Genomic DNA, 12,995 nt, shown 5'->3' with positions numbered 1-12,995 from the left:
GTCAATGCTAGCTGGGGTTCGTGTGTCGTTCCCGGGATTGATGTAACCCTTGATGACAGCTCGCTCTGCGCCTCCCATCCCCCGCTAATTTTTCCCTGTCCGGTTCGTTTTATAGGGACGACGTGCCTTTGTGCTTCCTGCCTATTGCTCCGGACTCCAACAAATGAATGCTGAAGACTCCTTGAAACTTGCTCGCCGGTTTATCGGGTTGCCCCTGGAAAAACGCCAGCTGTTCCTGCAGGCATTGCAGAAAGAAGGGGTGGATTTTTCGCGGTTTCCGATTCCGGCCGGCGTGGAGGCAGAGGACCGCCAGGCGCTGTCCTACGCGCAACAGCGCATGTGGTTTCTCTGGCAACTGGACCCGAACAGCGGCGCCTACAACCTGCCGGGCGCCGTGCGCCTCAAGGGTGCGCTGAACCTTGGCGCCATGGAGCAGGCGTTCGCCAGTCTGGTGGCCCGGCACGAAACCCTGCGTACGGTGTTCCAGCGCCAGGCCGATGAGCGCCTGATGCAGGTGGCCGTACAGCCGTCGCTGGCCATTGAGCAACTGGACCTGACGGCGTTGGCCGCGGCCGAACGCGAACACGCCGTCAACGACACGGCCAGCCGCCAATCGTTGCTGCCGTTCGACCTGGAACACGGCCCGCTGCTGCGCGTGCAACTGCTCAAGCTCGATGCCCAGGAGCACGTGCTGCTGCTGACCCTGCACCATATCGTTTCCGATGGCTGGTCGATGAACGTGCTGATCGACGAGTTCATCCGTTTTTACGACGCCCACGAGCGCAACGAAGCGCCGCCATTGCCGGCGCTGCCGATCCAGTACAGCGACTACGCCTTGTGGCAGCGCCGCTGGCTGGAAGCGGGGGAACAGGCCCGTCAATTGGAATACTGGCAGGCGCGGCTGGGTGATGAGCATCCGGTGCTGGAACTGCCAACGGACCACCCGCGCCCAGCCATGCCCAGCTATCAGGGCACCCGCCACAACTTCGCGATTGACCCGGCGCTGGCCGCGCAGTTGCGCACCTGCGCGCAACAGCACAACGTCACCCTGTTCATGCTGCTGCTCGGCGCGTTCAATGTGTTGCTGCATCGCTACACCGGCCAGGGCGATATCCGCGTCGGCGTGCCGATCGCCAACCGCAACCGTACGGAAGTCGAGGGGTTGATCGGCTTCTTCGTCAACACGCAAGTCCTGCGTACTGAGCTGAGCGGGCAAACTCGCGTCGCCGAGTTGCTGCAAGGTATCAAGGAGCACGCCCTTGGCGCCCAGGCGCACCAGGATTTGCCCTTCGAGCGCCTGGTGGAAGCCCTGAAGGTCGAGCGCAGCCTGAGCCATACGCCGCTGTTCCAGGTGATGTACAACCATCAGCCGGTGGTGGCCGACATCGCCTCGGTCAGCACCGCCTCCGGCCTGGAGCTGGCCCTGGTGGAGTGGCAAGGCCGCACCACCCAGTTCGACCTGACCCTCGACACCTATGAAAAATCCGGCACCTTGCACGCCGCGCTGACCTACGCCAATGACCTGTTCGACGCGCCATCCATCGCGCGGATGGCACGCCACTGGATCAGCCTGTTGCAGGCCATGGTGGCCGATGGCGAACAGCGTATCGGCGAGTTGCCGATGCTGGCCGTCGATGAGCAGCAGAGGCTGGTGCACGCCTGGAACCAGACCGCACAAGCGTATCCCACCGAGCGTGGCATTCATCACCTGATCGAAGACCAGGTACAGCGCACCCCGGATGCGCCGGCGCTGGTGTTCGGCGCGACCATGCTGACCTATGCGCAACTCGACGCCCGTGCCAACCAACTGGCCCATGCCTTGCGCGACCACGGGGTCGGTCCTGATGCGCTGGTGGGTATCTGCGTTGAGCGTTCCATCGAGATGGTCATCGGCCTGCTGGCTGTGCTCAAGGCCGGCGGCGCCTACGTCCCCCTCGATCCCGAATATCCCCAGGAACGCCTGGCCTACATGATCGAAGACAGCGGCATCCAGCTGCTGCTCAGCCAGCACAGCCTGCTGCCACTGCTGCCTGTCGAAGGCATTCGGGTGATGCGCCTCGACCAGGCGCCCGGCTGGCTCGACGCTTACAGCGTCGCAGCGCCCGCCGTCGACATCCACGCGCTGAACCTGGCCTATGTGATCTACACCTCCGGTTCCACCGGCAAGCCCAAGGGCGCCGGCAACAGCCATCGCGCACTGGTCAACCGCCTGTGCTGGATGCAGCAGGCCTACGGCCTGGATGCCAGTGACGCGGTGCTGCAGAAAACCCCGTTCAGCTTTGATGTGTCGGTGTGGGAGTTCTTCTGGCCGTTGATGACCGGCGCCCGCCTGGTGGTCGCCGCCCCTGGGGAACACCGCGAGCCGGCGCGCCTGATCGAGACCATTGGCGAGCACGGGATCACCACCTTGCACTTCGTGCCGTCCATGCTCCAGGCGTTTATCCATGAGCCGGGCGTGCCGCGCTGCGCCAGCCTCAAGCGTATTGTGTGCAGCGGCGAAGCCTTGCCCCTGGACGCGCAACTGCAGGTGTTCGCCAAGCTGCCCCAGGCCGGTTTGTTCAACCTCTATGGCCCGACGGAAGCGGCCATCGATGTGACCCACTGGACCTGCATCGACGAAGGCCGTGACGCCGTGCCCATCGGCCGCCCGATCGCCAACCTCGGCACCTACGTGCTCGACGCGCAGCTCAACCCGGTGCCTGCCGGCGTGGCCGGCGAGTTGTACCTCGGCGGCACCGGCCTGGCGCGCAGCTACCACCGCCGTCCGGCACTGACCGCCGAACGTTTTGTGCCCAGCCCCTTCGGTGACGGCGCGCGCCTGTACCGTACTGGCGACCGGGTGCGTCAGCGTGATGACGGTGTGATCGACTACCTTGGCCGTCTCGACCACCAGGTCAAGCTGCGCGGCTTGCGCATCGAATTGGGTGAAATCGAGACACGCCTGATGCAACACCCAGCGGTGCGTGAGGCGGTGGTGCTGGTGCACGGCGGCAAACAACTGGTGGCCTACCTGGTGCTGGAGGGCGAGGCGCCCACCGACCTCAAGGCCTGGCTGCTCGGTAGCCTGCCGGAATACATGGTGCCGACCCATATGGTGCCCCTGGCCAAGCTGCCGGTGACCGCCAACGGCAAGCTCGACCGCAAGGCCCTGCCGTTACCGGATGCAACGCCGCAACAGGCCTATATCGCGCCGCAAGACGACCTGCAAAAAGCCCTGGCGGCGATCTGGAGCGATGTGCTCGGCGTCGAGCAGGTGGGCCTGGACGACAACTTTTTCGAACTGGGCGGCGATTCGATCATCTCCATCCAGGTGGTCAGCCGCGCGCGCCAGGCGGGGATTCGCCTCAGCCCGCGCGACCTGTTCCAGTACCAGAGCGTGCGCAGCCTGGCGTTGGTGGCCGGCTTCGAGCACTCCACCGTGATCGACCAAGGCCCTGCCAGCGGCGAGGTGATCCTGACCCCGGTGCAGCAAGGCTTTTTCGCCCAGGCGATCCCCGCGCGTCACCACTGGAACCAATCGTTGTTGTTGACCCCGCGCGAGCGCTTGGAACCGGAACGCCTGGAAGCCGCCCTGACCCAGGTGATCAACCATCACGACGCCTTGCGCCTGCGCTTTGTGCAACAGGCCGACACCTGGCAGCAAGCCTACGCCGCGCCGGTCACCGCGCCGGGCCTGTGGCAGACCCACGCCGGCAGCGACGATGAACTGGCGGCGCTGTGCGATGAGGCCCAGCGCAGCCTCGACCTGACGCAAGGCCCGCTGCTGCGTGCCGCGTTAGTGAGCATGGCCGATGGCAGCCAGCGCCTTCTGCTGGTGATCCATCACCTGGCGGTCGATGGCGTCTCCTGGCGCATCGTCCTGGAAGACCTGCAACAGGCTTACCGCCAGGCAGCGTTGCCGACCAAGACCAGCGCCTACCAGCTGTGGGCCGAACAGTTGCAAGCCCATGCCCGCGCGCTGGACGACCAACTGCCGTACTGGCAGGCGCAGTCGGCCGACGCGGACTTGCCGTGCGACAACCCCCAGGGCGGCCTGCAAAACCGCTTGGGCAGCAAGCTCGAAATCCGCCTTGACGCCGAGCACACCCGTCAACTGCTCCAGGACGCGCCAGCGGCCTACCGCACCCAGGTCAATGACCTGCTGCTGACGGCCCTGGCGCGGGTGGTCAGCCGTTGGAGCGACCAGAACGCCGCACTGATCCAGCTGGAAGGCCATGGCCGCGAAGACCTGTTCGACGGTGTCGACCTGACCCGCACCGTGGGCTGGTTCACCAGCCTGTTCCCGGTACGCCTGCAAGCCTGCGGCGAGCTGTCGGCCGCGATCAAGTCGGTCAAGGAGCAACTGCGTGCCGTGCCCGCCAAAGGCATCGGCTACGGTCTGCTGCGCTACCTCGGCCCGCCTGCGGCCCGCGAAGCCCTGGCGAACCTGGCCGCGCCACGCATTACCTTCAACTACCTGGGCCAGTTCGACCGCCAGTTCAACGAATCCGTGTTGTTTGTACCGTCTACCCAGGGCAGCGGCCAGGCCCAGGATGCCGAGGCACCGCTGGCCAACTGGTTGACCGTGGAAGGGCAGGTGTACGGCGGTGAGCTGGCGCTGCAATGGGGGTTCAGCCGCGAGATGTTCGAGGCGTCGACGGTGCAGCAGTTGGCGGATGACTACGCGGCAGAGCTCAAGGCCTTGATCGAGCATTGCCGAGCCACCCCGGCAGGGCAGGTTACCCCTTCGGACTTCCCACTGGCGCGCTTGACCCAACAGCAACTGGACGCGTTGCCCGTGGCGGGGCCGGCGATTGCCGACCTTTATCCGCTGTCGCCGATGCAGCAGGGCATGTTGTTCCATACCCTCTACGCGCCAGAAGCCCAGGCGTACATCAACCAGTTGCGCGTGGATATCGACGGCCTCGACCTGCTGGCGTTCGGCCGCGCCTGGCAGGCGGCACTGGACCGCCATGACATTCTGCGCAGCAGCTTCCACTGGCTGGGCCTGGACAGTGCCCATCAAGTCATCCAGCGTCAGGTCGACGTGCAGTTGCACGTGATCGAAGACATCGATGCCGACTTCGATGCGCTTGCCGAGGCTGAACGCGAGAAGGGCTTCGCGCTTAATGCCGCGCCGCTGTTTCGCCTGATGCTGGTGCGGGGCGCCGGTAACGCCTGGCATCTGATCTTCACCAGTCACCACATCCTCATGGACGGTTGGAGTAACGCCCAGTTGCTGGGTGAAGTCATCGCCCACTATGCCGGCCAGGCCTTGCCCGCGCCGCTGGGGCAGTTCCGCGATTACCTGGGCTGGCTGCAACAGCAAGCGTCGGGTGAGACGTTCTGGAAAGCCGCCCTGGCGCCGTTGCAAACACCCACCTTGCTCGCGCAAGCGCTGCGCGCGCCGGTCGATGGCCTGGGCACGGCTGAGCATCAATTGATCCTTGAGGGCGAGTTCACACAGGCCCTCGGCGAGTTCGCCCGTCGCCAGAAAATCACTCTCAATACCGTGCTGCAAGGAGCGTGGAGCCTGTTGCTGCAGCGCTACACCGGTCAGGATTGCGTGTCCTTTGGCGCGACCGTCGCCGGGCGTTCGGCGCCGCTGCCGGGGATCGAGCAGCAACTGGGTCTATTCATCAACACGCTGCCTATCGTCAGTACGCCTTCGCCAGCCCAACCGGCCGCCCAATGGCTCAACGAGTTGCAAACCCTGAATCTCAGCCTGCGTGACCACGAGCATGTGCCGCTGTACGACATACAAGGCTGGGCCGGTCAGCAGGGCGCATTGTTCGACACTTTGCTGGTGTTCGAAAACTTCCCTGTGGCCGAGGCCCTGAAGCAGGGCGCACCCGCAGGCCTGGCGTTTGGCCATATTCACAACCATGAACGCACCCATTACCCTTTGACCTTGGGCATTGAGTTGGGGGCCAGCCTGCGCCTGGAGTTCAGTTACGACCGGGCGCGGTTCAGCGCTGAACAGGTCGCACGCTTGAGCGCCAACCTGCACCACCTTCTGGTGCAGTTGCTCGCGGATGCCCAGGCGCCCCTTGGCAACCTGCAATTGCTTGACTCCACCGCACAACGCGACGTGCTTGCACTTAGCCAGTCGCCGGGCGCTGCCCAACGCCAGCTGCGCGTGCACGAACGCATTGCGGCCCAGGCTGCTGCCACACCGGACGCGCTGGCGGTACAGGCTGGCGAAGCGCGCTTGAGCTATGCCCAGCTCAATGCCCATGCCAACCGGCTCTCCCATCGCCTGCTGGAACTGGGCGCGGGCCCGGGCCAGCGCGTGGGCCTGGCGTCGCGGCGCGGCCCGCAACTGATCGTCAGCCTGCTGGCCGTGCTCAAAAGCGGCGCGGCCTATGTGCCCCTGGACCCGAACTATCCCGCCGACCGCCTGGCCTACATGCTGGCGGACAGCCGCCTGGACCTGTTGCTCAGCGAAGCCGGGTTGCTGGCCGACCTGCCGCTGCCGCAAGGGCTGGCCCGTCTGGACTTCACCGTCTCCGGTACCGAGCTGGCCGGCTACCCTGCCAGCAACCCACTCACCCAGGCTGCCGCTGCCGATCTGGCGTACGTAATCTACACCTCGGGCTCCACCGGCCAACCCAAGGGCGTGGCCATCGACCATGCGGCCCTCGGCCAATTCTGCGACAGCGCCGAGGTCTACAGCCAACTGTGTGCAGAGGACCGCGTGCTGCAGTTCGCGACCTTCAGTTTCGACGGCTTTGTCGAACAGTGCTACCCGCCGCTGTGTGTGGGCGCCGCGCTGATCATGCGTGGCGATGAACTGTGGGATGCTGGGCAACTGGCACGGGAAATCGTCGAGCAGGGCGTGACCCTGGCTGACTTGCCGGCGGCCTACTGGTACCTGTTGGCCAAGGAGTGCGCGGCCGATGGTCGCGCCCTGGGTAACCTGCGCCAGGTGCATGTGGGCGGCGAGGCCATGTCGGTGGAAGGGCTGCGCGCCTGGCACGCGGCCGGCCTGGGCGGCGTGCGCCTGGTCAACACCTACGGGCCGACCGAGGCCACCGTGGTGTCCAGCGTGCATGAGTGCCAACTGGCGGATGCCAGTGATGCGTTCGGTGTGCCGATTGGCCGGGCGAGCGATGGTCGCTCGCTGTATGTACTCGACAGCGGTTTCGAGCTGTTGGCCACCGATGGCGTTGGCGAGCTGTGCATCGGTGCCGAGTTCGGCCTGGCCCAGCGTTACTTCGACCGCCCGGCGTTGACCGCCGAGCGCTTCCTCCCGGATCCGTTTTCGACGGTTCCCGGTGCGCGACTCTACCGCAGTGGCGACCTGGCCCGTTACAACGAGGCGGGCGCCTTGGAGTACGTGGGGCGTATCGACCATCAGGTGAAGATCCGCGGGTTCCGTATCGAAATGGGCGAAATCGAGGCCAGCCTGCAAGCCCTGCCATGGGTGCGCGAAGCTGCCGTCGTTGCGCAGCCGAGTGCCACCGGTACGCAGTTGGTCGCGTACGTGGTCGCGGCCCACGGCCAACCCCTGGATACCCAGGTGCTGGCGGCGGTCTTGCGCCAGTCCTTGCCGGATTACATGGTGCCGGGGCATTGGCTGGTGCTCGATGCCCTGCCGTTGAACAACAACGGCAAGCTTGACCGCCGCGCACTGCCGCTGCCGGACCTGAGCCAGGCGCGACACGCCTACCGCGCTCCGCAAAGCCCGCTGCACATGCAATTGGCGGCGATCTGGCAAACGGTGTTGCACGTCGAGCAGGTGGGGCTCGATGACCATTTCTTCGAACGCGGTGGCCATTCGTTACTGGCCACTCAGGTGATCTCCCGCGTGCGTCACGACCTCAAGCTGGACGTGCCGTTGCGAGCGTTGTTCGAGCAGCCGACGCTGGAAGCGTTCGCGGCGGCCTGCGCAGGGGTGCAGGCCGGCACTGCCAGCCCGATGGTGGCGCTGGGGCGCGACCGGCCGTTGGCACTGTCCTTCGCCCAGGAACGCCAATGGTTCCTTTGGCAACTGGATCCCTGCAGCGCCGCCTACCACGTACCGACCGCATTGCACCTGCGCGGTGAGCTGGATATCCCGGCACTGGAGCACGCGTTCCAGGCCTTGGTGCAGCGTCATGAACCGCTGCGTACCACCTTCGTGGAAGAGGCTGAGCACACCTGGCAGGTCATCCAGCCCAACCTGGCGATGGTGATCCAACGCCAGCAGGTGCAAGACTCGGCCATCGAGCAGGCGGTCGCGCAAGAGATCCAACGCCCGTTCGACCTGCTCAACGGTCCGCTGATGCGCGTCATGCTGCTGGAGATCACGGCCGCGCACCATGTGCTGGTGATCACCCAGCACCACATCATCTCCGACGGCTGGTCGATGCAAGTGATGGTCGACGAACTGCTGGCGCTGTATCAAGGCCAGGCGCCGTTGCCGGCCTTACCGATCCAGTACGCCGACTATGCCGTGTGGCAGCGCGATTGGATGGCGGCCGGGGAGAAACAACGCCAACTCGATTACTGGCGTGCGCGCCTGGGCACCGAACACGCGGTGCTGGAACTGCCCCTGGACCACCCGCGCCCGGCGGTGCAAAGCCAGCGCGGTGCGCGTCGGCGTGTACACCTGGATAACGCCCTGGTGGCCGAGCTCAAGGCACTCGCCCAGCGCCAGGACGTGACTTTGTTCATGCTCCTGCTGGCGTCGTTCCAGACGTTGCTGCACCGCTACAGCGGCCAGGCCGAGATCCGCGTCGGGGTGCCGATCGCCAACCGCAATCGCCTGGAAACCGAGCGTCTGGTTGGCTTCTTCGTCAACACCCAGGTGCTCAAGGCCGACCTGCACGGGCAGATGGCCTTTGACCAGTTACTGGCCCAGGTCAAGCAACGTGCCCTGGAAGCCCAGGCCCATCAGGACTTGCCGTTCGAACAACTGGTAGAAGCGCTGCAACCGGAACGCAGCCTCAGCCATAACCCGTTGTTCCAGGTGATGTTCAATCACCAGGACAACCTGCGCGCCGGCCCGGTGCAACTGCCTGGCCTGGCTCTGCAGCCGGTGGATTGGACCGGTCACACGACCCAGTTCGACCTCAACCTGGAAACCGAGGAGTCCGTCGACGGCCTTTGGGCATCCCTGACCTACGCCACCGACCTGTTCGACGCCGCCACCCTGGAGCGCCTGGCCGTGCACTGGCAGAACCTGCTGCGCGCAGTGGTCAACGATGCCTCCCAGGCCCTGGACGAACTGGCGATGCTCAGCCCATCGCAATGGCAGCAGATGGTCGAAGACTGGAACCACACGACCGTCGACTACCCACGCGAGCGCTGTGTCCACCAGTTGTTCGAAGCACAAGCCCTGACACAGCCGCACGCCATCGCGCTGCAATTTAATGGCGAGGCCGTGAGCTACAGCGAACTCAACCGCCGCGCCAACCGCCTGGCCCATCGCCTGATCGCGGCGGGCGTTGGCCCGGACGTGCGGGTGGCGGTGCATGTGGAGCGTTCCCTGCACATGGTGGTCGGCCTGCTTGCGACCCTCAAGGCCGGTGGCGCCTATGTGCCGCTGGACCCGCAATTCCCGGCGGAGCGCCTGGCCTTCATGCTCGAAGACAGCCGCGCCCAGGTGCTGCTGACTCAGTCGCCGCTGATTGGGCGCCTGGTGCAACCGCAAGGCCTGCAGGTGCTTTTGGTCGAGGACGCCGGCGGTGACGAACACAATCCGCAGGTCAGCGTCACGCCGCAACACCTGGCCTATGTGATCTACACCTCCGGCTCCACCGGCAAGCCCAAGGGCGTGATGGTGCCGCACCAGGCGCTGTGCAGCTTTACCTGCGGCATGGCCGGCACCCTGGACATCGGCGCGCAGGCGCGGGTGCTGTCGCTGACGACGTTCTCGTTCGACATCTTTGCCCTGGAGCTGTACGTGCCGCTGACAGTCGGCGCCACGGTGCTGCTGAGCGGTCAGGAACTGGCGCTGGACCCGGAGGCGATAATCGACCTGGTCACCGCCCAATCCGCCAGCGTACTGCAAGCCACGCCGTCCACCTGGCGTATGCTGCTGGAAAGCCCACGTGCCGATGTGCTGCGCGGTATCAAGTGCCTGTGCGGCGGCGAAGCGCTGCCGGCCGATCTGGCCCAGCGCATGCTCGACCTGCAAGGCCCGGTATGGAACCTCTATGGTCCCACCGAAACCACCATTTGGTCGGCGGCCCATCGCCTGCTGGAGGCGCAACCTTTGGTCGGGCGCCCGATCGCCAACACCGCGTTGTTCATCCTCAATGCCGGGCTCAGTCCATGCCCGGTGGGTGCGGCCGGTGAACTGCTGATCGGCGGCGTCGGCCTGGCACGCGGCTACCACGCGCGGCCAGCCCTCACCGCCGAGCGTTTCGTGCCCAACCCGTACGGCGCGCCGGGCGAGCGCCTGTACCGCACCGGCGACCTGGCACGCTACCGTGCCGACGGCGTGGTGGAGTACATCGGCCGGGTCGACCATCAGGTCAAGGTGCGCGGTTTCCGTATCGAACTGGGCGAAATCGAAGCCTGCCTGCGCGAGCATGAAGGCGTTCGCGAAGCCGTGGTGCTGGCCGACAACGACCGCTTGATCGCCTACCTGGTGACGTCTGCGGCACAGCCGGCGCAAGCCTACACAGCGGCCTTGCGTGAGCGCCTGCCGGACTACATGGTGCCGGCGCACGTGATGTTCCTCGACAGCCTGCCCTTGACCCCCAACGGCAAGCTCGACCGTAAGGCCTTGCCCAAGGTCGATACCCGCCTGTTGCTGAAAAGCCATGTGGCCGCCGTCACCCCGCGCGAACAACAGGTCGCGGCGATCTGGGCCGAGGTGCTGGGCGTGCCCCAGGTCGGCCTTGACGACCATTTCTTCGAGCTGGGCGGGCATTCGCTGCTGGCTACGCGGGTGGTATCGCGGGTGCGCCAGGCACTGGCGCTGGAAGTGGCGCTCAAGACCCTGTTCGAACACCCGTTGCTGGGTGACTTCGTGGTGGCCCTGGGTGAGGAGGGCGTGGTCGCGCCGGCGCTGCTCAAGGCCGATCGCAGCCAGCCGTTGCTGCTGTCGTATGCCCAGGAACGCCAATGGTTCCTCTGGCAACTCGACCCCGAAAGCGCCGCGTACCACATCCCCAGCGCCCTGCGTTTGACAGGCCCGTTGGACCTGGCGGCGCTGCAACGCAGCTTCGACACCTTGCTGGCACGCCATGAAAGCCTGCGCACCCATTTGCGCCAGGACGCCGCCGGTACGGTCCAAGTGATTGAAGACTCGGGCCTGATTGAAATCGATTTGGTCGACACCGATGAAGCCAGCCTCAAGGCACGGGTGGCTGACGTCGTTGCGCAGCCATTCGACCTGCTGCGCGGGCCGTTGCTGCGGGCCCGGTTGCTGCGCCTGGCCGAGGACGAACATGTGCTGGTGCTGGTGCAGCACCATATCGTCTCCGATGGCTGGTCGATGCAACTGATGGTCGAGGAGCTGGTGCAACTGTACGCCGCCTTCAGCCACGGGCAGACGCCAGCCCTGCCGGCCTTGCCGATCCAGTACGCCGACTATGCCGTGTGGCAGCGCCAATGGATGGAGGCGGGAGAGAAGGCCCGTCAACTGGCCTACTGGCGTGAGCAGTTGGGCGGTGTGCAGCCTGTGCTGGAATTGCCTTTCGACTACCTGCGCCCGGCCGTGCAAAGCCATCGCGGCGCTCGCCTGGGCATCGAGTTGCAACCGCAGCTGCTGGCCGGTTTGCGTCGCCTGGCGCAGAGCGCCGGAGTGACGTTGCCGATGGTGCTGCTGGCGTCCTACCAGGCGTTGCTGCACCGCTACAGCGGTCAGGAAGACGTGCGTGTCGGGGTGCCGATTGCCAACCGCAATCGCCTGGAAACCGAGGGGCTGATCGGTTTCTTCGTCAATACCCAGGTGCTCAAGGCCGATATCCACGGGCAGATGAGCGTTGTGCAACTGATGCAACAGGTACGCCAACGTTCCCTCGAAGCCCAGGCCCACCAGGACCTGCCGTTCGAGCAGTTGGTCGAAGCGCTGCAGCCCGAGCGCAGCATGAGCCTGAGCCCACTGTTCCAGGTGATGTTCAACCATCGCGTGACCTCGGCAGCCAATCACCTGCAGCGCCTCACCGAACTGGACGTCGAGGTGCTGAGCTGGGATGAAGGCGTGGCCCAGTTCGACCTGGCACTGGACGTAGAGGAAAGCCAGGCGACCCTGCGTGCCTCCCTGAGCTACGCCACCGATCTGTTTGCCCCAGCCACTATTGAGCGCATGGCCGGCCACTGGCAAAACCTGTTGCAGGCGATGGTTGCCGACCAACAGCAATCCATCAGCCAACTCAACCTGCTGGGCCAGGATGAGCAACGACACATCCTGCAGCTGTGGAACCAGACTGACGCCGGCTTCTCGGCCGAGCGTCTGGTACACGAAATGGTTGCCGACCGCGCCGCCGAAAACCCCGCTGCGGTGGCGGTCAAGTTCGATGCGCAAACCCTGAGTTATGGCGAGCTGGACCGCCAGGCCAATCGCTTGGCCCATGCGTTGATCGCCCGTGGCGTCGGCCCCGAAGTACGGGTGGCGATTGCCATGCCGCGCAGCGCCGAAATCATGGTGGCGTTCCTGGCGGTGATGAAAGCCGGTGGCGTCTACGTGCCGCTGGACATCGAATACCCGCGTGATCGCCTGCTGTACATGATGCAGGACAGCCGCGCGAAGTTGCTGCTGACCCACACCAGTGCGTTGCCGCAACTGCCGATTCCCGAGGGCCTGGACAGCCTGGCCATCGATCGCACCGAGGCGTGGGCCGACTACAGCGACACCGCGCCGGAGGTAAAACTGCACGGCGACAACCTTGCCTACGTGATCTACACCTCCGGCTCCACCGGCCTGCCCAAGGGCGTGGCGGTGTCCCACGGCCCGTTGGTGGCGCACATCATCGCTACCGGCGAGCGTTATGAAACATCGCCGGCCGATTGCGAACTGCACTTCATGTCGTTCGCCTTCGACGGCTCCCACGAAGGCTGGATGCACCCGCTGATCAACG

At 65.4% G+C, this 12,995-nt stretch carries 1 protein-coding gene; it reads left to right on the top strand.

The window, feature by feature from the left end:
* Nucleotides 1-163 precede the first annotated feature (163 nt).
* A partial coding sequence (locus Q8X51_RS30920; protein ID WP_407694783.1) for a non-ribosomal peptide synthase/polyketide synthase occupies nt 164-12,995 on the top strand: 12,832 nt, incomplete at its 3' end.

The organism is Pseudomonas sp. Yb2C2 (assembly GCF_052112325.1).
GTDB classification, from domain to species: Bacteria; Pseudomonadota; Gammaproteobacteria; order Pseudomonadales; family Pseudomonadaceae; genus Aquipseudomonas; species Aquipseudomonas marginalis.
This window is presented reverse-complemented; position numbering and strand designations above follow the sequence as displayed.